Raw genomic sequence first — 21,901 nt, 5'->3', positions numbered from 1 at the left:
TCAGCGACTCGACACGACGTTGCCCAGCAGCTGCGCGCGCAGCTCGGGCTCGCGGCTGGCCGGTGACAGCCAGATGCCGAAGAACAGGCGCGCAAAGCGGGGGTCGGCGACTTCACCGGTGATGCGGCCGTTGTGCAGGAACTGCACGCCCCGACCCGGCCGATGCAGGCCGACCAGCCGGTCACCCGGAGCGACATCCGGGAAGGCCAGGCGCATGGCCTGCAGCCAGTCGCGCGCCTGGGCCTCGCTGATCGGCTCCTGCCGCTTCATCTCGTCGAGCGAACGCTCGGCAATCGCCTTGCCCTCGAACCGGCGCGCGTAGTCCAGCTCCAGTGCATAGGGCTGGCGGACGATGTCGTCGGCCTCGCGCAGCGGTCGCACGGTCCACAGCCGGGCGTCGTAGACGTGCAGGCCGAACCAGCGAAAGCGCATGCGGCCCTGCAGCCGGACTTCGGGCAGGCCGTCGGCGATCTCGGCCGGCGCCACGGCCAGGGTCTCGGCGACGGCCGGCGTGTTGGCGCGGGCGACCGCACCGATCGGCGCGATCGACCCGACCGACACGCCAGCCAGCAGTGCGAGACAGGCGTGGCGCCGCTTCATGACGGCCGCCGCAGCGTGAACTGGACGACGTCGGTGCTGCCGGCGTCGAAGGCGGCCTCGCAGTAGGCGAGGTAGAACTCCCAGGTCCGCATGAAGCGGGTGTCGAAGCCGAGGCTGCGCACCGCCTCGTCCTGCGCCAGGAACAGCGCACGCCAGCGCCGCAGCGTCTCGGCGTAGTCGGGGCCGAAGGCCATCTGGCGTTCGACCACCAGGCCGGCGCGTTCGGCGGCCAGGCAGAACTCCTTCGGGCTGGGCAGCAGGCCGCCCGGGAAGATGTACTGCTGGATGAAGTCGGTCGAGCGCACGTAGCGCTCGAACAGGTCGTCGTGGATCGTGATGGTCTGGATGCAGGCCGCGCCGCCCGGCTTCAGGCAGCGCCGCACGGTCTCGAAGTAGCCGGGCCAGTAGTCGCGGCCGACGGCCTCGAACATCTCGATCGAGACGACGGCGTCGAACGGCGCATCGGCGATGTCGCGGTAGTCCTGCAGGCGCAGGTCGGCACGTTCGGCCAGGCCGGCATCGGCCAGCCGGCGCTGTGCCCACGCCAGTTGTTCGGTCGACAGCGTGACGCCGGTCAGGTGGGCGCCGGCGCGGGCGGCCGTCTCGGCCACGGCGCCCCAGCCGCAGCCGATCTCCAGCACGCGGCTGCCGGGCTGCACGCCGGCCTCGTCGAGCGCACGGGCCATCTTGGCCTGCTGGGCCGATTCGAGCGTCTGCTCGAAGCCTTCGTTGAACCAGGCGCTGGAGTAGTTCATCGAGCCGTCCAGCCAGCGCTCGTAGAAGGCATTGCCCAGGTCGTAGTGCGCGTGGATGTTGCGACGGCTGCCGCGCCGGCTGTTGCGGTTGAGCAGGTGGCGCAGGCGGTACAGCAGGCTGCCCCAGCGGCTGCCGTAGACGACGCGCTCGATCGCGTCGCGGTTGGCCAGGAAGAAGCGCAGCAGGCCGGGCAGGTCGCGGGTGGTCCAGCGGCCGTCGATGAAGGCCTCTGCCAGGCCGATGTCGCCGGACTTCAGCACCGCCGAGCAGACCGACCAGTCGTGGATGCGCAGCGCCGCGTGGGGCGCCTCGCCATGCCCCACCCGCAGCAGCTCGCCGTCCGGCAGGTGCAGCTCGATCGAGCCGTGGCGGATCTGGCGCAGGCAACGCAGCACCGATCGGGCGGCCAGCGGCAGGCGCGGCAGCAGCGTGTCGAGGTCCTGGGTCAGGACACCGAGTGCCTTGTCGGCGCGGGAGGCGGTCAGGGTCTGGTCGAGCATGTCGTTTCTCGGCGGAAGACGGGAAGGGTGGATCGGCCTTATCGGCTGACGGGGACGGAAGGCGGCTCGGGCTTGCGGAAGAACGGCACCTGCTTGAGCCACAGCCGCAGCGCCTGCCAGTGGATGCGCGCCATGACGCCCATCGTCAGCAGCGGCATCGCCAGCCAGGCGCGCCACAGGTGGCGCGCGGTCAGCGGCAGGAGTTCGCCGCTGATGCGGGTCTCGATCAGCGGCCCCTGCGCGTCGTCGTGGTCGACGCGGGCGATCAGCCGGGCCGGCCGCGAGCCGGTGGCCTCGCTGCGCAGGAAGCGGAAACGGTAGCCGCCTTCGACCGCACAGAACGGCGAGACGTGGAAGACCTTGCGCGCCGTGACCTCGCGGCCCCAGCCCAGCGTGTCACCGCTCAGCAGGTAGGCGTGGCGTTCGCCGAAGGTGTTGTTGACCTCGGCCAGCACGGCCACCAACCGGCCGTCGGCTGCATGGGCATACCAGAAGCTGACCGGCTTGAAGGCGTAGCCCAGCACGCGCGGATAGGTCTGCAGCCAGATCTCGCCGCCGTCCAGGTCGGACGCCGGGATGCCCTCGCGGCGCAGCAGCGCGTCGACCCAGGCCAGCGCGTCGCCGCCGCCTTCGCCGTGATCGGCATCGCGGAAGCTCACCAGCGCGGCCCGGTTGCGCGCCAGCGCGCCACCCGGCCGACGTGCCCAGGCGCGCAGCGGCAGCATCAGCATCCAGGTCGGATAGCGAAAGCCGTGCAGCGTCGGCCGCAGCCGCGTGTGCGTGACTTCGCCACGCAGCAGCAGCGGCGCGGGCGTGTCCACGCCGGGCGTCGGCCGGTCGGCGGGGTTCATGCCGCCAGTCTCTCGCGGTCTTCGACCAGCGCCCGGCGCAGCTGTCCGGCCACCGCCAGGCCGGACTTCAGGCCGTCCTCGTGGAAGCCATAGCCGGTCCAGGCGCCGCAGAACCACGTGTGGCGCTGGCCCTGCAGCGACGGCACGCGGCGCTGCGCGTCGATCGCGGCCAGGTCGAACACCGGATGGGCGTAGTCGTAGCTGCCCAGCACGCGGGCAGGATCGGGCTCGCGCACGGGGTTCAGCGACACGACCACCGGCTGCTCGAACGGCAGGGGCTGCAGGCGGTTGATCAGGTAATGCAGGCAGACGGCGGAAGACTCGTGCGCGTCGCCGCCGTGTTCGTAGTTCCACGCCGCCCAGGCGCGACGGCGACGTGGCAGCACGGCGGTGTCGGTGTGCAGCACGGCCCGGTTCGGGTGGTAGCGGATGGCGCCCAGCACCTCGCGCTCGGCCGCGCTGGCGTCCTCGCCCAGGATGGCCAGCGCCTGGTCGCTGTGGCAGGCGAACACGACCTCGTCATACCGCTCGACGCCCCCGGCGCTGTGCACGCGCACGCCGCCGTCATCGAGCCGGCGCACCGCCTGCACCGGCGTGGTCAGTCGGACCCGGCCGATCCGCGGCAGCATGCGCCGCACGTACTCGCGCGAGCCGCCGCGCACGGTGTGCCATTGCGGCCGGTTGTCGACCTGCAGCAGGCCGTGGTTGTGGCAGAAGCGGATCAGCGTGCCGATCGGGAACCGCAGCATCTGCTCGGTCGGGCAGGACCAGATGCAGCCGATCATCGGCAGCAGGTACCAGCGCCGGAAGGCGTCGCCGAAGCGGTGTTCATCCAGGAAGGCGCCGATCGGCTGGGCCAGCGCGACGTCCTCGCCAGCCAGCGCCAGCGCGGTCGTCACGCGGTTGAAGCGCAGCAGCTCGGCCAGCATGCCGATGAAGGCCGGCCGCAGCAGGTTGCGGCGCTGGGCGAACACGCCGTCGAGGTTGCTGCCGCTCCATTCCAGGCCGTCGGCCATCGACTGGACCGAGAACGACATGTCCGAGGTCGCCACCGGCACCTGCAGCTCGTCGAACAGCCGGACCAGGTTCGGGTAGGTGCGCGGGTTGTAGACCAGGAAGCCGGTGTCGACGCCATGCGTGATCGGCCGCCCGCGGCCATCGGGCAGCGTCACGTCGACGGTGTGAGCATGGCCGCCCAGCGTCGAACCGGCCTCGAACAGCGTGATCTGCACGTCGGTGTCGAGTCCGGGTTCGTTGATCTGCCAGGCGGCGGACAGGCCGGAGATGCCGGCCCCGATGACGGCGACGCGCTTCATCGCGCGCCTCCGTCAGCCATGAAGGCAACCGTGCAGCAACCCGAAGCGAACGAGGGAGGGAGGGAGGAGGAGAGACGCTTCGAGCGGGCCATCGGCGATGCCGACCGTCTGCACGGTTGAAAACGAGGGTGTTGTGCCGTCATGGAGTCGCTGTACGCAGCCCCGCCTCTGACGGATGCAGCCACACCCTCCTCGGTGGGCCGCACCTTGTCGATGAGTCGTCGAATCATGGGAAGTTCCCTCGTCGTGACAATGCCGCGCCGCCTGGCGGCCGAACAGCTGTTGGGGGCGGCCGACCAAGGTTTGTCCTGGTCAGATGCCGATCAGGTGGCTATATTACGGACGAAGGACGAGACTTTCAATTGATTGTCCTGGACACATCAGGGTCGCCGGATCGCCCTGCTTGCCATTCAGACCGACTTGCATCCCACTGTCAGACCATGAGCGCCGAACTCAGTCCCCACCGTCTGTCCATGACAATTGCCGCCGTCGAGCGCGACACCCGCATCGGCAAGGACACCCTGCGCGTCTGGGAGCGGCGCTACGGTTTTCCCCAGCCGGTGCGCGATGCCAACGGCGAGCGGCTCTACCCGCCTGACCAGGTCGAACGTCTCCGACACATCAAGCGGCTGCTCGATGCCGGCCATCGCCCGGGCCGGATCGTCGGCCTGGCGCTGGAGGACCTGCTCCACCTGGGCGGCAACGGCAACGGCAACGGGAATGGCAACGGCGGCTCGACGGCCCCGCGTGGCCTGGGTGCGGACGAACGTGATCCGACCGACGTCGAGCGGCTGCTCGAGATGCTGCGCCGCCACGAGATCGGCGCGCTGCGGCGCTCGCTCGGTCAGGCGCTGCTGCGGCTGGGCCTTGAACGTTTCGTGCTCGACCTGGTCGTGCCGATGCTGACCGAGCTGGGCAACGCCTGGTCGCGCGGCCAGCTGGAGGTGTTCGAGGAACACATCGCCAGCGAGGTGCTCGAGACCGTGCTGCGTTCGGCCATCGCCGCCGGCCCCGAATCCGGCCTGAGCGCCCGGCCGCGCGTGCTGCTGGCCACCGCCACGTTCGAGAACCACGGCCTGGGCCTGCTGATGGCCGAGGCCGTGCTGCTGGTGCGCGGCTGCTTCAACATGAGCCTGGGCCGACAGACGCCGATGCGCGACATCCTGCTGGCCGCCGAGGCCCATCAGGCCGACGTCGTCGCGATGAGCTTCTCGGCCGCCAGCAACCCGAACCTGGCGCTGGACTGCCTGGCCGAGCTGCGGCGCTCGTTGCCCGCCCGGGTCGAGATCTGGGCCGGCACGCCGCTGCAGGCGATGCAACGTCGCAGTCCGGACGGCATCGTCATGCTGGGCCGGCTTGACGCCCTGCCGCCGGAGATCGACCGCTGGCGCGCCGAGCACCTCTGAGGCCGGCCGGAACGTTCGACGCCTGCCACGGACGTTCAGAGTTTTCCAACGGTTGCGTCAAGGCCCGTGAACCGAGTCACGCGGCCCGGCACCTAAGCTTGCGTTCATCCAAGCCCGAGTGCCCGCACCCAAGTCCGCCATGTCAGCAGCCGCCATTTCCGCCCCCGCCACGCCGAACACCGGCCGCTATGGCGCCGTCGCGATCGCGCTGCACTGGCTGCTGGCCCTGGGCATCGTCGGCGCCTTCGCGCTGGGCCTGTACATGGCCGACCTGCCGTTCTCGCCGGCGCGCCTGAAGCTCTACAACTGGCACAAGTGGGCGGGGGTGACGATCCTGGCGATGTCGGCCTTCCGCCTGCTGTGGCGCCTGGCCAACCGCCCGCCCGAACTGCCCGCCGCAGTCGTCTCCGCCATGCCGGCCTGGCAACAGAAGGCCCACCACGGCACCCATCACCTGATGTACCTGCTGTTCTTCGCGGTGCCGCTGACCGGCTGGGCCTACAGCTCGGCGGCCGGTTTCCCGATCGTCTGGTTCGGCGTGCTGCCGCTGCCCGACTTCGTGCCGGTCAGCAAGGAGCTGGCCGAGACGATCAAGCCGCTGCACAAGCTCGCCGCCTTCGGGCTGGCCGCCCTGGTCGTGCTGCACGTCGCCGCGGCCATCAAGCACCAGGTCATCGACCGCGACCGCCTGCTCGGTCGCATGGGCATCGGCCCGGTCTGAGCCGCCCTGCCCCGCCCGCACCCCCCTGATCCCCAGCCCGCGCCGCCACCCGCAGCGCCCGAACGACACGTCGGCCGATCCAGCCGACCAGGAATCGCCATGACGTCTTCTGCCTCCCTGACCTCGCTGACCGCCGTCGCCGCCCTCGGCGCCGCCCTGCTGATCGCCACGCCGGCCGAAGCCGCGCCGGTGGTCGACGCCGCCAAGAGCGAGGTCACCTTCACGATCAAGCAGATGGGCGTGCCGGTCGACGGCCGCTTCAAGAAGTTCGACGCCCAGATGGCGTTCGATCCGAAGAAGCCCGAGACCGGCAAGGTCGGCTTCTCGATCGACCTCGGCAGCGCCACGATGGGCTCGGCCGAAGCCGATGTCGAGCTGCCCAAGGCGACCTGGTTCAACACCGCCAAGTTCCCGCAGGCGACCTTCCAGTCCAGCGCCATCAAGGGCCTGGGCGGCGGCAAGTTCGAGGTCACCGGCAAGCTCAGCATCAAGGGCGCCAGCAAGGACGTGGTCGTGCCCGTCACGCTGACCGCCGCCGGCCCGGCCGCCGTCGCGACCGGCTCTTTCGCCATCAAGCGCCTGGACTACAAGGTCGGCGACGGCGACTGGTCCGACACCTCGATGGTGGCCAACGACGTGACCGTCAAGTTCAAGCTCCAGATCAGCGGCCTCGGCCCGCTCTGAGGCGACGCGCCACGCGCATCGCCCGAACCGTTCTCCTCTCCCGACCAACCCAGACCTCCCCGGAGTCCCCGATGAAGAAATCCCTGTTTGCCCTGGCCGCCCTGGCCCTGTTCGGTACCGCCCAAGCCGCCCCGGCGACCTACGCGATTGATCCGACCCACACCTACGTGACCTTCGAGATCGGCCACTTCGGCACCAGCACGAACCGCGGCCGCTTCGACAAGAAGGAAGGCACCGTCACGCTCGACAAGGCCGCCAAGTCCGGCAAGGCCGACATCACCGTCGACGTGTCGTCGGTCAACTCCGGCTTCGCCCAGTTCAACACCCACCTGAAGAGCGCCGAGATCCTGAACGCCGAGAAGTTCCCGACCGCGCGTTTCGTCAGCGACAAGTTCGTCTTCGACGGCGACAAGGTCACCGAGATCACCGGCCAGTTCACGCTGATGGGCAAGACCCAGCCGATCACGCTGAAGGCGTCGCAGTTCAACTGCTACGACAACCCGATGCTCAAGCGCGAAGTCTGCGGCGGCGACTTCACCGCCGACATCAAGCGCAGCCTGTGGGACGTCAAGTACGGCCTGGACTGGGGCTTCCCCGACAACATGCGCCTGGTGATCCAGGTCGAGGCCGTCAAGCAGTGATGCCGGCGGCCTGAGCGGCAGACGGGTCCGTCACGGGTCCGTCGCTGTTCTCGACAGGCAAGAAAAAACGGGCACAGCCGCAAGGCCGTGCCCGTTTTTTCTTGGAATCTTGGAATCTTGGAATTGCGGAGATCAGATCGCGGCGTGCAGGTTGCGGCGACGCAACCCGGGTGCCGGCAGTCGCTTGAGCGAACGCACCAGCCAGGCGACCGGCCACAGCATGACGACCACGGCCGACGCGACGACGGCCGCCGCCAGCATCACCGGCGCACACGCCAGCACCAAGGCAAGGCGCACCAGCCCGGCCAGGGTGGCCAGCGTCGACAGATCAGGATGGGCGTGTGGGTCGTTCATGATGACTCCGAGCTTCGAAAGTAGGGGCTGCTGACGCATCTCGTTCATTTGGCCGTCGAGCCCCAAGGCGTCTACACCCAACCGGTGAGTGCTTGCGCCATTTAGCCCACTGTCACAGAAAACGTGATCGACATCATGAATGAGGCCTGATCGATCAAATTTTCATTTTGACGGCTTCGTGACCGTCGCAAGCATGCCACCAAACGCCGGATCACTGGGCAAAACATGCAGGAAATCTCGATCACGTCGAGAAAACACCACTCATTCGAGGGGGTCGATCACCCGACGCATTGCCCTTCTCAGGCACATGGGCATCGTGAATAGTTGTGAAGTGAAACTGCATGAATCCTGATCCTCTTTCAGGAATCTCTTATTGAAATGGGCATCCTTTCCATTTTTTCGCCATTGATTGGGTCCTCTTCCGCATCGCCCACCCCACCAAGGTCAACTCGGCGCCCCGCAACCGTTCACGCCGCGCGAAACGACGCAGCCCCGCACGCGGCGGGGCTGATACATCGGGAAACAGATGGGGGATTGCCGCAGGCCGGGCGCCGCTGGATCGGGCGTCGGCGGTGCGCCGGGAGAAGTCCGGCGCCGCGATTCAGAGACTGTTCAGCTGAACGTCAGCGCTTGCGATCCATGCGCTGGGCCAGGGCCTGGCTGCGCATGTCGAAGCCGACGCGGCCGTAGTCGAAGGACTCGTGCTTGTGACCCTTGTCGGTCGGGCGCTCCGGCGTCAGCGGACGGCGGGGGGACGGTTGTTCGGTGCGAAGGAGGTGTTTCATGGCGGTGGACATGTGGATCTGGGTCTTCCGCTCGGCTGGATTTCTGGGGGCCAGTCCTCGCGACATGGCCCTACAACGACGTGCCCGCAGATTCGGATGACAGGTTTCAGCCGAGGAACATGTAAACGGCGGCATCGCCCGCCCTAGGGCAAACACCGACGCCGATTCGGTGTTCATGCGTTTACTAAACATGTGGCCCGTCTCAAACTGGCTGCATGAACCGGAACGACATCCTCACGCTGGACTGGCCCGGCGGTCAGGCGCAGTGGCAGACGCTGGGCGGCATGCTGGCGCCGGTGACCTTCCGCGCCCCCGGCGCCGCGCCGTTCCAGCCGCTGCAGGTGGCGCCCTGGGCCGACGAGCCCGGCGCCGACGCGCTGCCCGGCATCGTCCGACGGCTGCGCGGCGAGTGGCCCTGCGTGCCCTTCGGCCGCACCGACCGGGTCGACGGCCTGCCGCCCGGCTGGACCGCCCGCACGCCCGGCGACGACTGGGGCCACGGCTACGCCTCGCACCACGACTGGACGCCGCTGTCGCTGGACGAACCCCTGGCGCTGCGCCAGACCATCACCCTGCCCGCCGACCAGCCGATCGAGCGCCTGACCCGCACGCTGCGCGCCGACCCGGCCGCACCGACGCTGCACCTGGACCTCGCGATCCATGCCCGCCGCGACGTCACGCTGCCCGTCTCGCTGCACCCGACGCTGCGGCTGGACCTGGGCCGTGTCGCGCTCGACATCACCCATGCCGGGCCGGCGCTGAGCTACCCGGTGCCGGCCGAACCGTCGTCGCGGCTGCAGCCCGATGCGCGCTTCGAGCGCCTGGCCGACGCGCCCGGCCGAGACGGCACCCGGCTCGACCTGAGCCGCATGCCGCAGCCGGTCGACAGCGAGGAGCTGCTGCAGCTGATGGCCGTGGACGGCCCCGTGCGGGCGCACTACCTGGACGCCGGCTGGACCGTCGAGCTGGACTGGGACCACGCGCTGCTGCCCGACCTGATGGTCTGGGTCAGCCACCGCGGCCGACCGCAGCCGCCCTGGAACAGCCGCCACTGGGCGATCGGGCTGGAGCCGGTCAACGGCGCGTTCGACCTCGGCCGCGTCGCCGCGCCGCCGGCCGATCACCCGCTGGCCGCCCGACCGGGCCTGCGCCTCGCGGCCGGCGAGGTTCGCCATCTGGCCAGCCGGATCAGCGCCTGGCCGATGACCGATGCGGAGCGTGCGCGATGGGCGTGACGATCCGCGACGTCGCCGCCGCCGCCGGGGTGTCGATCGGCACCGTCTCGCGGGCGCTGAAGAACCAGCGCGGCCTGTCCGACGAGACCCGCAAGCACGTCCGCCAGGTCGCCCGCGACCTGGGTTACGACAGCGCCCGGCTGCGGTCGGGCCGGGCCCAGCGGCTGGTCTTCCTGGTCCACCGGCACCACAGCAGCTTCGCGATGAACCCGTTCTTCTCGCTGGTGATGCACGGCGTCGAGGAAGCCTGCCGCGGCTACGGCGTCGCGCCGACGCTGCTGACCGCCGGCCCGGCCGATCCGGTGCGCGACCAGCTGCGCCTGCACGAGCCCGATGCGCTGATCGCCGCCGGCTACTTCGAGGCCGAACTGCTGACGCTGCTCGGCGGCCTGGACCTGCCGCTGGCGCTGATCGACTCGTGGCTGCCGGGCTGCGCCTCGGTCAACCCGGACAACGCCGGCGGCGGCTACATCGCCACGCGCCACCTGCTCGACCAGGGCCGCCGCCGCATCGCCTTCCTGGCCGGCTCGCTGGCGCACTACAGCATCCGCGAACGCGAACGCGGCTACCGGCGCGCGCTCTACGAGAACGGCGTGCTGGCCGATCCGGACCTGGAAGTCGTCGCCCCGCCCGGCCTGGACACCAGCAGCGGCGCCGAGGCCGGCATGCGCATGCTGCTCAAGCTGCGACAGCGCCCGGATGCCGTGTTCGCCTACAACGACACCGCCGCGCTGGCGGCCCTGCGGGTCTGCCAGGCCGCCGGCCTGCGCGTGCCGGAGGACATCGCGATCGTCGGCTTCGACGACATCCCCGAGGCCAGCTACGCGCCGGTCCCGCTGACCACGCTGCGGGTCGACAAGGAAGCGCTCGGGCGCGCCGGTGTCGAGCTGATCGTGCATGGCGAGGACCTGCCGCAGGAGACGGTGCAGCCGGTCGAGCTGGTCGTGCGGGCCAGCAGCACCACCAGCAGCCATCACCACGGCAACAGCGTCGGCACGGTCACGGCCTGACCACACCGCACACCGCACACCGCACACCCAAGACCGCCTCTCACCTCTCACATCAGGAGCACCACCATGCGTTGGGGATTCATCGGCGCCAGCAACATCGCCGAACGTGTTGCCGCCTCGCTGCGCAAGCTGCCGGGCCAGACCTTCGTGGGCGTGTGCTCGCGCAGCGCCGCACGGGCCGAGCAGTTCGCCCGCGAACAGGGCTTCGCCAGCAGCCACACCGACCTGTCGGCCCTGCTGGCGCTCGGGCTGGATGCCGTCTACATCAGCTCGACCAACGAGCAGCACCACGCCCAGACGATGGCCGCGCTGGCCGCCGGTTGCCACGTGATGTGCGAGAAGCCGATCGCGATGACACGCGCCCACGCCGCCGAGATGGTCGAGGCGGCCCGCCGCGCCGGCCGCGTGATGGGCACCAACCACCACCTGCGCGCCCAGGCCACGCACCAGGCCATGCGCCAGATGATCGCGGACGGCAAGATCGGCCGCGTCCACGGCGTGCAGGTCTCGCATGCGGTGTTCCTGCCGCCGCACCTGCAGGGCTGGCGCCTGAGCGCGCCCGAGGCTGGTGGCGGCGTGGTGCTGGACATCCTCGTGCACGACGCCGACCTGCTGCGCTACCTGCTCGGCCGCGAGGCCCGTCGCATCACCACCGTGACGCAGCGCAACGGCATGGCCCACGGCGCGCTGGAGGATGGCGCGATGAACCTGATCGAGTTCGACGACGGCATCCTGGCGCAGACCCACGAGTCCTTCGTCGCCCGCGACGCGATGACCCGTCTGCACGTGCTCGGCACCGAAGGCAGCCTCTACGCCGAAGGCTCGCTGAGCCAGGCCGGCGAGGCCACGCTGAGCTGGCGCCACGACGGCATCGTCGAGCAATTGCCGATGCCCAAGGTCGATCTCTACGAGGTCGGCTTCAGCGCCTTCGTGCGCGCCTGCGCCGGTGACGGCCAGCCGCTGGCGACCGGCGCGGACGGCGAACGCTCGATGGCCATTGCGCTGGCCGGACTCGAATCGGCCGCCAGCGGACAGGCCAGGCTCATCGACTGAGCCACCGACGACGACAAGACCGGAACCCACCTGCAGACATTGGAGACATGACCATGGAAGCCTGGATGAACGACGTGCCGCGCGCCGTCACCGAGACCCAACGCCGGCTGCGCGCCGAGGTGCCCGACCTGGCTGGCCGCCACCGCCTGCTGACCGAGGCCCTGCGCGACGAGGTCAGCGCGATCCGCGCCGAACAGGCGCAAGGCTCGGCCGTGCCGCAGATCGCCTACGCCGACGTGGCGGCCGGCACCGTGTCGGCGGCCGACATCGCGCGCATCAAGCGGCGCGGCTGCGTCGTCATCCGCGGCGTTCATGACCGGGCCCAGGTCGAGGCCTGGAACGAGGAGGCGATCCGCTACATCGACGAGGTCCGCTACCTCGATCGCATGAAGGACAAGGCCGGCCTGGACCAGTACTTCAGCACGCTCGCATCGAGCCGGCCGCAGATCTACAGCCTGTTCTGGTCCAAGCCGCAGATGATGGCGCGCCAGAACCCGTCGCTGGACATCACGCGCTCGTGGCTGAACCGCCTGTGGCGCTTCGAGAAGAACGGCACGCGCTTCTTCGATCCGGACCGCCAGTTCAACTACGCCGACCGCATCCGCCGCCGCGAGCCGGGCGACAGCACGCTGGGCCTGTCGCCGCACTCGGACGGCGGCTCGGTCGAGCGCTGGTGCGAGCCGACCTTCCGGCACGTCTACCGGGACGTGTTCGAGGGCGATCCGCTGGCCTTCGATCCGTTCGATGCCGATGGTCGCGCCACCACCCGCGAGATCCCGTCGCCGGCGGTCTGCTCGGCCTTCCGCACCTTCCAGGGCTGGACCGCACTGACCCGTCAGGGCCCCGGCGACGGCACGCTGCAGCTCGTGCCGCTGGCCAGGACGACGCCGTGGATGCTGATCCGCGCGCTGCAGCCCGACGTGCCCGAAGGCGACCTGTGCGGCGCCAAGCCCGGCCGAGCGCTGGGCGCGTCGAGGCAGTGGCATCCGGAGCTGCTCGAAGGGCTCGTGCCGATCCCGCAGGTCGAGCCCGGCGACACCGTCTGGTGGCATCAGGACATCATCCACGCGGTCGAGGACCACCACCGCGGCAGCGGCTACAGCAACGTCATCTACATCGGCGCGGCGCCGTGGTGCGAGAAGAACGCGGCCTATGCGGCGCGTCAGGCCGAGCGCTTCCTGAGCGGCCGCAGCAGCCCCGACTTCGCGCCGGAGGACTATGAGCTGGACTTCGCCGGCCGCGCGATGCCCGAGCACCTCAGCGAGCTGGGGCTGCGCCAGATGGGCCTGAAGGCCTGGGACTGAACACCCCGGACGGATCACCGCACGACGAAAGATGCCGATGAACACGACCCTCCCGGCCCGCCCTGACTTCCGCTCGCCCGACTTCCTGCTGGGCCACATCCGCCACACGCTGTCGTTCTACGACCCGCGCTGCGTCGATGCGAGCGGCGGCTTCTTCCACTTCTACAAGGACGACGGCACGGTCTACGACCGGCGCACCCGTCACCTGGTCAGCAGCACCCGCTTCGTCTTCAACCACGCGACGGCGCTGCGCCGCTTTGGTGCGGCCGAACGTCCGGACGACCTCGCCCGGGTGCGCCACGGCATCGCCTTCCTGCAGGCCGGCCATGCGCAGCCACAAGGCGGCTACGCCTGGCAGGTCGACTGGGACGGCCAGCGCGCCACGGTGCAGGACGGCACCAACCACTGCTACGGCCTGGCCTTCGTGCTGCTGGCCCATGCCCATGCGGTCAAGGCCGGAGCCGACGAGGCCCGCGCCGGCCTGGCCGCCACCTACGACCTGATGGAAGAGCGCTTCTGGGAGCCGGCCCACGGCCTCTATGCCGACGAGGCCACGTCCGACTGGCAGGTCGGCAGCTACCGCGGCCAGAACGCCAACATGCACAGCTGCGAGGCCATGCTGGCCGCGCACGACGCCACCGGCGAGGGCCGCTACCTGGACCGCGCGCTGACGCTGGCCGAGTCGATCACGCAGCGTCAGGCCGGGCTGGCCGGCGGGCTGGTGTGGGAGCACTACACCGCAGGCTGGGCGGTCGACTGGGACTACAACCGCGACGACAAGACCAACATCTTCCGGCCCTGGGGCTATCAGGTCGGTCACCTGACCGAATGGACCAAGCTGCTGCTGCAGCTGGAGTCGCGCCTGCCGGCCAACCGCCGTCCGGCCTGGCTGGTCGAGACCGCCCAGCGCTTCTTCGACACCGCCATGCGCCACGGCTGGGACCACCGCCACGGCGGCCTGGTCTACGGCTTCGCGCCGGGCGGCGAGGTCTGCGATGCCGACAAGTACTTCTGGGTCCAGGCCGAGAGCTTCGCCGCCGCCGCGCTGCTGGCCACGCGCACCGGCGAGGCGCTGTACTGGGACTGGTACGACCGCATCTGGGGCTATGCCTGGGACCACATGATCGACCACGTGCACGGCGCCTGGTACCGCATCCGCACGCCCGACAATCGCGCCTATTCCGACGAGAAGAGCCCCGCCGGCAAGACCGATTACCACACGATGGGCGCCTGTCACGACGTCCTCAACTACTGCAAGCCCTGAGCGGCACGACCGCCCCGGACACGCCGGTTCACAAGGCATTCGATGGACACGCCCCTGCGCCACCTCGTCACCTTCCGCTACAAGCCCGCCATCGATCCGGCCACGCTGGCCGACGCCCATGCGGCGTTCTGCGCGTTGCCATCGAAGATTCCGGGCATCGTCGCGTTCGAGCACGGCGCCGATGTCAGCCCCGAGGGCCTGGGGCAAGGCTTTGGCCATGTCTACCTGATGACCTTCGCGGACGCGGCCGCGCGCGACGCCTACCTGGTCCACCCCGACCACCAGGCCTTCGTCGCCGCCATCGGCCCGCTGCTCGATGCGGCACTGGTGCTGGACTACACGCCGCAGCCGGTGGCCTGCACCGCCACGGCATGACCCGATCCGAAGGACCCTCACGATGAGCCAAGACCCCGACACCCTGCGCCGCGACCTGGCCCGCATCGCCGAGCAGGAAACCCGGCTGCGCCTGCCGACCTGGAGCGAGGCCGTCACCTGGCAGCTGGGCAGCCGCCTGCGCGAGCTGGCCACCGCGCGCGGCCTGGCCATCACCATCGAGGCCCGGCTCGCGCGCGAGACGGTCTTCCTCAGCGCGATGCCCGGCACCGCACCGACCAACGCCGACTGGGCCCGCCGCAAGCGCAACACCGTCGAGACGCTGCAGCGCAGCTCCTACGCGGTCTACCTGCAGCTCGCGCTCGAAGGCGGCATCTCGCTGGAGGCCAAGCTGGCCTTGCCCGCACGCGACCACGCGGCGGCCGGCGGCTGCGTGCCGATCCGCCTGGCCGATGGCGGCGCGTGCGTCGGCACGCTGACCGTCTCGGGCCTGCCGCAGCGGGCCGATCACCAGCTCGTCATCGAGGTGCTGGCCGAACACCTGGGCGTGCCGTTCAACACCATCGCACTGGCGGACGACTGACCGATGGCCCGAGGCAACCGCCCGCACATCACGCCGATCGCCGGACCGATCCTCGGCGAGTTCCTGTTCGGCATCAGCGTGGCGATGGCCGGGCTGTGGATGGCCTCGGAGATCTCCGACGCCACGGCCGGCGCCTTCGGCATGGCCCAGCAGGTCATGGAGACGCTGTTCGTGCTGTTCCGCGTGCTGGCGATCGGCGTGGGCGTGACGATCACGCAGGCCGTCGGCGGCCACCAGCCCGAGGCCGCGCGCCGCACCGCGCTGGTCGGCCTGGGTGCCTGCACCTGGGCGGGCGGCTTCGCGGCCATGTGGGTGCTGTTCCTGCCCGACCAGATCCTGGACGTGCTCAACGCGCCCGAGCAGGTCGCCGCCATTGCCGGCCCCTACCTGCCGCTGATCGCGCTGGCGCTGCTGCTGGAGGCCTACAACCTGACGATGGCCAGCATCCTGCGCGCCCACCTGCATGCACGCGAGACGCTTCTGGTGATGATCGCGATGCACCTGACGCACCTGGTGCTGGCCTACCCGCTGATGCTCGGCTTCGGCGACTGGGACGGCCTGGGCCTGCCCGGCTACGCCATCGCGCTGACGCTCAGCCGCGCCTTCGGCCTGTGGCTGCACCTCTGGCTGTGGCGCAGCCGGCTCAAGCTCGCGCCGCACCGGCGCGACTGGTACGTCTGCCCCGCCCGCTCGCTGATGCCGGTGCTGCGCATCGGCGTACCGGGCGCCGCGCTGGAACTGGCCTACCGCATCGCCTTCATGATGTCGCTGTCGGCGGCGGCGCGTCTGGGCGTGGCCGCGCTGGCGACCCAGGCCTACACGCTGCAGACGCTCAAGTACGTGCTGCTGATCAGCCTGGCGATCGGCTGGGCCTGCGAGATCATGGTCGGCCACCTGATCGGCGCCGGCGAGTTCCGAAACGCCCACCAGCTCGTGCGCAAGGGCCTGCGCAACGGCCTGCTGGCCTCGGGCACGCTGGCCCTGATCGCGGCCGCTGGCGCGCCCTGGATCATGCGCATCTTCACCCGCGACCCGGCCGTGATCCAGGCCGCGCAGACGCTGCTGTGGGTCTCCTTCGCGCTCGAGACCGGCCGGGTCGCCAACCTCGTCGTGCTGGGTGCCCTGCGCTCGACCGGCGACGTGATCTTCCCGGTCAGCGCCAGCATCGCCTCGCTGATCCTCGTCCTCGGCGTCGGCTCGGTGGTGCTGGGCCGCCACTTCGGCCTGGTCGGCATCTGGATCGCCTACGCCGCCGACGAATGGATCCGCGGCGCGCTGATGTACTGGCGCTGGGAAACCCACGGCTGGGTCCAGCACGCCCGCGCGATCCACCAGCGCATGCGGGCGCCGGGGACGGAGACGAGGTTCTAGGGGCGGCGACTCGCCCGATGCAATCGTTCAGGTCACCGGACTCCAGCCCGGCTTCGGACTGGGATGCACCTGCGGATCCCTGTCCGTCATCAGCAGCTTGATGGCCGCCTCCGCCGAGCGAAGCTCGCCGTCGCCGCGAAGAAAGTCGAACCGCAGGTCAAACGTGGTCGACGCTCCGGACGCCAAGCTCACCGCCCGGCCCTGCTCAACCTCGAACGGCCGCGGATTCGGGAAGTTGGTGCTCGGCTCGATGCCGACGACGTAGCCGTCCGAGGTGGCCGCCTCGTTCTTCCACACCACGAAACACGGCAGTTGCCGGACGTTGAAGCGAATACCGGCGCCGGTCTCGCCGTCGGCGGACTTCAGAAGCACCTGGGTGCTGCCATCTTCGGCGGCATGCAAGGTCGTGTAGAAGACCTGCTCGGCATAGCCGTGCTGCGGCGCGCCGACACGGGACCATGTGGCAACGCCTTCGGCGGCACGCGCGTCACGTGGCGCCAGCTCGGCGACCGGCGCGACCACCTCGGCGCCTTCTCCCAGCACCGGCAGGCCGACGTTGTGGTGGTACATGAGCTGGCAGTGCGTCGCGGCGGGTGCCAGGTTGCTGACGACGTCGTGGATCGAGAACGACGCTTCGCCCGGCAGCATCGACAGCGTGCTCGTCAGCTTCAGGTTGAACTGCAGGAAGCGGGTCTCGTGGACCACGGCGGTGATGTCGACCCGGCCGGTCAGCTCGTCATGACGGATCTGGAGGTCCTCGGCCGGCAGGTTGGCGATGCGGCCGTGCAGGGAGAACTGCACGCGTCCGTCAGGGCCGAACACCGGCGGGCCGTTGCTCATCAGGCCGCACCGGCACATCAGCTCGTCGAAGCCTTCCAACCAGCCCAGCCCTGACGGGTCCTGGATGGGCACGTGCATCGGATGCACAGGCCCAGAGACCGGCGAGCGCCAGCCGAACTCCTGCGCACTCCGCCAGACCTTCCAGATGCCCAAGCCGCGTTGAGGCAAGAGCCACACGCGCAAGGTGCCGTTGTCGACCTCGATGACCTCGATGCCTTCGCGCCGGCCTTCGCTCAGCTGAAAGCGCTTGACCGCGCAACGAGCCTGCTCCGTCATGTTCCGTGCTCCTCGCGATCAGGTCGCCGTGTAGCCGCCGTCGACGACCAGGTTCTCGCCATTGACCATGGCGGCGGCTGCGCTCGCCAGGTAGAGCACCGCCAGCGCGATCTCGTCCGGTTCGGCGAACCGGCCCACCGGAATCTTGCGGCGGAAGGCCTCGCCCTTCTCGCCCGCCCAGCTGCCGCGCGCGCCCAGGTCGGTGTTGACCACCGTCGGCGACACCGCGTTGGTCGTGATGCCCTTCGGCCCCCATTCGGCCGCCAGCACACGCGTCATGCCCAGCACGCCGGCCTTGCTGGCGCAGTAGGCCAGGTGGCCATCCAGCGAGACCAGCGCCGCCTGCGATGCCAGGTTGACGATGCGACCCCGGCCTGCGGCCAGCATGTGTCGACCGACCTCGCGCGAGAACAGGAAGGGCCCCCGAAGGTTGACCGCCATGGTCAGGTCCCACAGCGCGCAGCTCGTGTCCTCGCTGGGTGCCAGCGGGCCGATGCCGGCGTTGTTCACCAGCACGTCGATGCGGCCGCAGCGTTCGAAGGCCTCGTCGACCACCCGGACCACCTGCGCCTCGTCGGACACGTCGGCATGCAGACCAAGGTGGGCCTCGCCCAGCCCTGCCGCGACACCGAACACGCGCTCGTCGCGGTCGACCAGCACCAGCCGCCCTCCGCCGGCCGCGAACTGCTGCGCGATGGCCAGACCGATGCCGGACGCACCGCCCGTCACCAGCACGACCTGCCCGGAGAAATCGAAGGCCTTGCGGACGTCGAGGGTCATGTCGAGTCTCCGGTCCGGTCAGGACATCCAGTTGCCGCCGTCGACGTTCAGCGTCTGGGCGGTGATGTAGCCGGCCTCGTCGCTGGCCAGGAAAACGGCCGCACCGCAAAGATCCTTCGGGTCGCCCATGCGGCCCATCGGCACGGCCTTGCCGACCGCCCGCTTCTTCTCGCCGATGGCCAGACCCTCGTACTTGGCGAACAACGCATCGACCGTGGCCCACATCGGCGTGTCGACCACGCCCGGCGCGATGCCGTTGACGCGGATGCCATGCGGCGCCATCGCCAGTGCCGCCGACTGGGTGTAGCTGATCACGGCGGCCTTGCTGGCGCAGTAGTGCGCCACGAGCGGCTCACCCCGGCGACCGGCCTGCGAAGCCATGTTGATCACCGAGCCCTTCACACCGGCTTCGACCATGCGCTTGAGCACGGCCTGCATCACGAAGAACATGCCCTTGACGTTGACCGAGAAGATCTGGTCGTACTCCTGCTCGGTGGCCTCGGTCAGCGGTTTCAGGTTGAAGACCGCCGCGTTGTTGTAGAGCACGGTCACCGTGCCGAAGCGGGCCTCGGCCGCCACCATCATGGCGGCGATGCTGGCGCCATCGGCCACGTTGGCCGACACGTAGTGCAGACGTTCGGGGAAGCGGGCCATCAGGGCCTGCAGTCCGGCCGAGGGCTGGGCGGCGAGGTCGACCGCCGTGCAGCGGGCGCCCTCTTCCAGGTAGGACTCGGTGACGGCCAGGCCGATGCCACCGCCGACACCGGTCAGCAGGGCGTGAGACGAAGCAAGGCGATTGAATCCAGTCATGGTGTTTCCTTGGTGAGCGTGAAGCGTGGCGAAGTCTGCCTGCGGAACTCACGGGGCGTCATGCCCTTGAACTCCGCGAAGCGGCGGTTGAAGTTGGCGATGTTGTGGAAGCCGACGTCGCGGCAGATGTCGGTGATCAGCCGATCGCTTTCCGTCAGCAGCTGGCAGGCCCGGTTGAGGCGAACGCGGTTGACGAAGTCGGTGAAGGTGTTGCCGGTGGCGCGGCGGAAGAAGCGGCTGAAGCTGCTTTCGCTCATGCCCAGCTCGGTGGCGATGTCGGCCGCGCTGATGGGCTGGGCGAGGTTGTCGGTCAGCCGCATCACGACCGCGTCGATGCGGTCCAGCGAGGTATCGTCGTCGTCGCCCTGCAGCTGCACGTTCGAGAGCAGCCGGTAGTCGGTGCTGGCCGCCAGGTCGCACAAGAAATCGCAGAACGCCGTGAAGCGGCGCAGCCCGCGCGCGGCCTTGACGCGGTGCCAGTGCGCCGCGCCACGTTCGCCCAGGCCGAAGAACTCGATACCGTGCTTGGCCCGTTCCAGCAGCGGCAGCACCTCGCCGAGTTCGGGGATGGTGGCGGCGGCCTGTACCAGCGGGTCGTGGTTGAACTGGATCACCAGGTCGCGTTCGGCCACGCCACCTTCGGGCATGTCCATCGAGACCCAGTTGTGCGGCAGGCGCGGACCGGTCAGCACCAGGTGGCCGGGCTGGAACTGGCCGATCCAGTCGCCCACAAAGGCCTTGCCCGAGGTCGAGGTGATCATGTGCAGCTCGTACTCGTCGTGGCAGTGCCAGCGCGCCAGCGGCGTCGGAAAGCCGTGCGACAGGCAGCGGATCAGGCCCAGGTCGGGCCCCTGCTCATAGCCCGGAGCCGAGGCCCGCCCTTCGTCCTTCTCGAACACCGGACGCCCCAAGCCCCACGAACCCGACCAGGAAACCGCCGCAGGTCGATGGCGCAGGCTGCTCATGTCGATGCGGTGCATGCGTGTCCCATCGGACGTCAGACCGTTCGCTCCGACACGAACGCCGCGACGCGATCGCTCGCCCGCCGGACCGCGTCAACCAGCCGCGCGTCGCCTGCCAGGTTGCCCCACAGCGGCGCATCGGCACAGAAGGCCGCAACCGGGTCGGGCGCCTCGCAGATCGCGTGCGCCACCGCCGGGTCCATCGCCTGGTCCTGGTAGGTGTAGGCGATGCCGCCGCGATGCCAGACCTGCAGGTAGGCCAGGAACAGCGCCGGCAGCATCGCGACGCTGTTGATCGATTCGTGGCGCGCCAGCCGCTCGCGCACGGTCGGTGCGATGAAGCCGGGGATCTTGCTGAAGCCGTCCATCGCGACACGCTGGTTGGTGTCGGCGATCGCGGCGTTGCCGAAGCGGTCGAGCACGACGTCGCGGTACTTCGCGAGGTCCAGCGGCGACGGGCTCAGCACCGGGATGGCGTCGTCGGTGACGTAGTCGAAGGCCATCTTGCGGATCACCGGATCGAGCGTGCCTTCGTGGATATACGTGTAGCCCACCAGCGTGCCGGCCCAGGCGATGCAGCTGTGCGTCGCGTTGAGCAGGCGGATCTTGGCCTCCTCGTAGGCCTGCACCGACTGCACCATCTCGCCGCCGACGTTCTCCCACGCAGGGCGGCCGGCGATGAAGTGGTCCTCGATGACCCACTGGATGAAGCTCTCGCCCATCAGCGAGGCCGCGTCATCGATGCCGGTGGCAGCCTTGACACGCTCGCGCACGGCCGGCGTCGGGCGCGGCGTGATGCGGTCGACCATCGCGTTCGGGCTGGTCGTGTTGGCCTCGACCCAGTCGGCAAGTTCGACATCACCGAGCTGCGCGATGTACTGCAGCAGCCCGCTGCGCGAGCGTTCGCCGTTGTGGCGCAGGTTGTCGCAGTTCATCAGCGTGACCGGGCCGGCATCGGCGGCCATGCGTGCGCGCAGCACGGCGGTCAGCGCGCCGTAGATCGTCCACGAGCGCGAGCTGTCCGGCGCGGCACCGCTGCGCAGCGCATCGAGGTCGGCGCGCAGGTCGGCGAAGGTCGCCAGGTCGAGCTGGTTCTTCGCGTCGAGGTAGTAGCCCGCTTCCGTCACCGTGAACGAGATGATCTTCGTGGCCGCATCCGCGCCCACCGCGATCAGGCCGGCCAGGTCGGGCGTGTAGCCGATGACCTTCTGGATCGACGTGATGCGCTGGTAGACGTGTTCGCCCTGAGGCGAGATCGTCTCCAGCGTGTAGGCCCCGCCGCTGGCCTGCAGCGCCGCGATGGTCTCGGCCATGTCCGGGCGGATGTGGCCGCCGGCCAGCACCCAGCGCGTGTCGCCGGCATCGTGCAGGGCCTGCAGGTAGACGGCCTGGTGGGCCCGGTGGAAGGAGCCCAGGCCGAGGTGGAGGATGACGGAAGGTTGGGTGCTGCCGGTGTTGCTCATGAG

The 21,901-nt window shown here is 69.7% G+C and carries 23 protein-coding genes; 12 read left to right on the top strand and 11 right to left on the bottom strand.

The window, feature by feature from the left end:
• Genes ACWA7K_RS20950 through ACWA7K_RS20935 form a run of 4 tightly spaced genes read right to left on the bottom strand, consistent with a single transcriptional unit; the run spans position 1 to position 4,023 of the window.
• Positions 1–600, bottom strand: a complete 600-nt coding sequence (locus ACWA7K_RS20950) for a chalcone isomerase family protein (RefSeq protein WP_456163943.1) — start codon at positions 598–600, stop codon at positions 1–3.
• Positions 597–1,856, bottom strand: a complete 1,260-nt coding sequence (locus ACWA7K_RS20945; protein WP_456163941.1) for a class I SAM-dependent methyltransferase — start codon at positions 1,854–1,856, stop codon at positions 597–599. The genes ACWA7K_RS20950 and ACWA7K_RS20945 overlap by 4 nt, the downstream gene beginning before the upstream one ends.
• 38 nt (positions 1,857–1,894) lie before the next feature.
• Positions 1,895–2,707, bottom strand: coding sequence for a DUF1365 domain-containing protein (locus tag ACWA7K_RS20940; protein ID WP_456163939.1), 813 nt, complete (start codon positions 2,705–2,707; stop codon positions 1,895–1,897).
• A complete protein-coding gene (locus tag ACWA7K_RS20935) occupies positions 2,704–4,023 on the bottom strand; it encodes an NAD(P)/FAD-dependent oxidoreductase (protein ID WP_456163937.1) in 1,320 nt (439 codons plus the stop codon). Before ACWA7K_RS20935 ends, ACWA7K_RS20940 begins: the two co-directional genes overlap by 4 nt.
• A 473-nt stretch (positions 4,024–4,496) precedes the next feature.
• Between ACWA7K_RS20935 and ACWA7K_RS20930 the strand changes: the two genes are divergently transcribed.
• The 4 genes from ACWA7K_RS20930 to ACWA7K_RS20915 all read left to right on the top strand — a co-directional run bounded on the left by ACWA7K_RS20930 (position 4,497) and on the right by ACWA7K_RS20915 (position 7,475).
• Positions 4,497–5,429, top strand: coding sequence for a MerR family transcriptional regulator (locus ACWA7K_RS20930; protein WP_456163935.1), 933 nt, complete (start codon positions 4,497–4,499; stop codon positions 5,427–5,429).
• Positions 5,430–5,568: 139 nt separating this feature from the next.
• Complete coding sequence (locus ACWA7K_RS20925) at positions 5,569–6,150, top strand: cytochrome b (RefSeq protein WP_456163933.1); 582 nt, start codon at positions 5,569–5,571, stop codon at positions 6,148–6,150.
• A gap of 99 nt (positions 6,151–6,249) precedes the next feature.
• Positions 6,250–6,834, top strand: a complete 585-nt coding sequence (locus ACWA7K_RS20920) for a YceI family protein (RefSeq protein WP_456163931.1) — start codon at positions 6,250–6,252, stop codon at positions 6,832–6,834.
• Positions 6,835–6,905: 71 nt separating this feature from the next.
• Positions 6,906–7,475, top strand: coding sequence for a YceI family protein (locus tag ACWA7K_RS20915; protein ID WP_456163929.1), 570 nt, complete (start codon positions 6,906–6,908; stop codon positions 7,473–7,475).
• Positions 7,476–7,607: 132 nt separating this feature from the next.
• Here the strand turns inward: ACWA7K_RS20915 and ACWA7K_RS20910 are convergent, their stop codons facing one another.
• Together ACWA7K_RS20910 and ACWA7K_RS20905 are read right to left on the bottom strand one after the other, a co-directional pair.
• The gene (locus tag ACWA7K_RS20910) at positions 7,608–7,829 is read right to left on the bottom strand and encodes a hypothetical protein (RefSeq protein WP_456163927.1); all 222 of its coding nucleotides are present in this window, start codon (positions 7,827–7,829) and stop codon (positions 7,608–7,610) included.
• 623 nt (positions 7,830–8,452) lie between these two features.
• Positions 8,453–8,614: a hypothetical protein gene (locus ACWA7K_RS20905; RefSeq protein WP_456163925.1), complete on the bottom strand. Its 162-nt coding sequence runs from the start codon at positions 8,612–8,614 to the stop codon at positions 8,453–8,455.
• A 215-nt stretch (positions 8,615–8,829) separates the two neighbouring features.
• On the opposite strand from ACWA7K_RS20905, the gene ACWA7K_RS20900 reads away from it, so the two are divergent.
• The 8 genes from ACWA7K_RS20900 (at position 8,830) to ACWA7K_RS20865 (ending at position 16,767) form a co-directional block, all read left to right on the top strand.
• Positions 8,830–9,849, top strand: a complete 1,020-nt coding sequence (locus ACWA7K_RS20900) for a hypothetical protein (protein ID WP_456163923.1) — start codon at positions 8,830–8,832, stop codon at positions 9,847–9,849.
• Positions 9,840–10,859, top strand: coding sequence for a LacI family DNA-binding transcriptional regulator (locus tag ACWA7K_RS20895; protein ID WP_456163921.1), 1,020 nt, complete (start codon positions 9,840–9,842; stop codon positions 10,857–10,859). The genes ACWA7K_RS20900 and ACWA7K_RS20895 overlap by 10 nt, the downstream gene beginning before the upstream one ends.
• 66 nt (positions 10,860–10,925) lie before the next feature.
• Positions 10,926–11,912 carry a Gfo/Idh/MocA family protein gene (locus ACWA7K_RS20890; RefSeq protein ID WP_456163919.1) on the top strand — a complete coding sequence of 329 codons (987 nt, stop codon included), beginning with the start codon at positions 10,926–10,928 and terminating at the stop codon, positions 11,910–11,912.
• Positions 11,913–11,965: 53 nt separating this feature from the next.
• On the top strand, positions 11,966–13,216 hold the full coding sequence (locus ACWA7K_RS20885; RefSeq protein WP_456163917.1) for a YbiU family protein: 1,251 nt from the start codon (positions 11,966–11,968) through the stop codon (positions 13,214–13,216).
• 37 nt (positions 13,217–13,253) lie between these two features.
• A complete protein-coding gene (locus ACWA7K_RS20880) occupies positions 13,254–14,480 on the top strand; it encodes an AGE family epimerase/isomerase (RefSeq protein WP_456163915.1) in 1,227 nt (408 codons plus the stop codon).
• Between the two features lie 42 nt (positions 14,481–14,522).
• Positions 14,523–14,855, top strand: coding sequence for a Dabb family protein (locus ACWA7K_RS20875; RefSeq protein ID WP_456163913.1), 333 nt, complete (start codon positions 14,523–14,525; stop codon positions 14,853–14,855).
• Positions 14,856–14,877: 22 nt separating this feature from the next.
• On the top strand, positions 14,878–15,396 hold the full coding sequence (locus ACWA7K_RS20870) for a heme-degrading domain-containing protein (RefSeq protein ID WP_456163911.1): 519 nt from the start codon (positions 14,878–14,880) through the stop codon (positions 15,394–15,396).
• Positions 15,397–15,399: 3 nt separating this feature from the next.
• Positions 15,400–16,767 carry an MATE family efflux transporter gene (locus ACWA7K_RS20865; protein ID WP_456163909.1) on the top strand — a complete coding sequence of 456 codons (1,368 nt, stop codon included), beginning with the start codon at positions 15,400–15,402 and terminating at the stop codon, positions 16,765–16,767.
• A 27-nt stretch (positions 16,768–16,794) separates the two neighbouring features.
• On the opposite strand, the gene ACWA7K_RS20860 is transcribed toward ACWA7K_RS20865, so the two are convergent.
• From ACWA7K_RS20860 to dalD, 5 genes are read right to left on the bottom strand one after another with little or no spacing between them, the layout of a single operon-like run.
• Positions 16,795–17,883, bottom strand: coding sequence for an aldose 1-epimerase family protein (locus tag ACWA7K_RS20860; RefSeq protein ID WP_456163907.1), 1,089 nt, complete (start codon positions 17,881–17,883; stop codon positions 16,795–16,797).
• Between the two features lie 18 nt (positions 17,884–17,901).
• The gene (locus tag ACWA7K_RS20855) at positions 17,902–18,663 is read right to left on the bottom strand and encodes a GolD/DthD family dehydrogenase (RefSeq protein ID WP_456163905.1); all 762 of its coding nucleotides are present in this window, start codon (positions 18,661–18,663) and stop codon (positions 17,902–17,904) included.
• 18 nt (positions 18,664–18,681) lie between these two features.
• Positions 18,682–19,473 (bottom strand): L-iditol 2-dehydrogenase, encoded by a 792-nt coding sequence (locus ACWA7K_RS20850; protein ID WP_456163903.1) that lies wholly within the window; start codon positions 19,471–19,473, stop codon positions 18,682–18,684.
• Positions 19,470–20,438 (bottom strand): AraC family transcriptional regulator, encoded by a 969-nt coding sequence (locus ACWA7K_RS20845; RefSeq protein ID WP_456168897.1) that lies wholly within the window; start codon positions 20,436–20,438, stop codon positions 19,470–19,472. Before ACWA7K_RS20845 ends, ACWA7K_RS20850 begins: the two co-directional genes overlap by 4 nt.
• Positions 20,439–20,470: 32 nt before the next feature.
• Complete coding sequence (gene dalD / locus ACWA7K_RS20840; protein WP_456163901.1) at positions 20,471–21,898, bottom strand: D-arabinitol 4-dehydrogenase; 1,428 nt, start codon at positions 21,896–21,898, stop codon at positions 20,471–20,473.
• Positions 21,899–21,901 lie beyond the last annotated feature (3 nt).

The organism is Leptothrix mechoopdaensis (SeqCode), assembly GCF_053893855.1.
The sequence above is the reverse complement of the archived record's forward strand: the minus strand, read 5'-3'. Positions and strand labels throughout refer to the sequence as shown.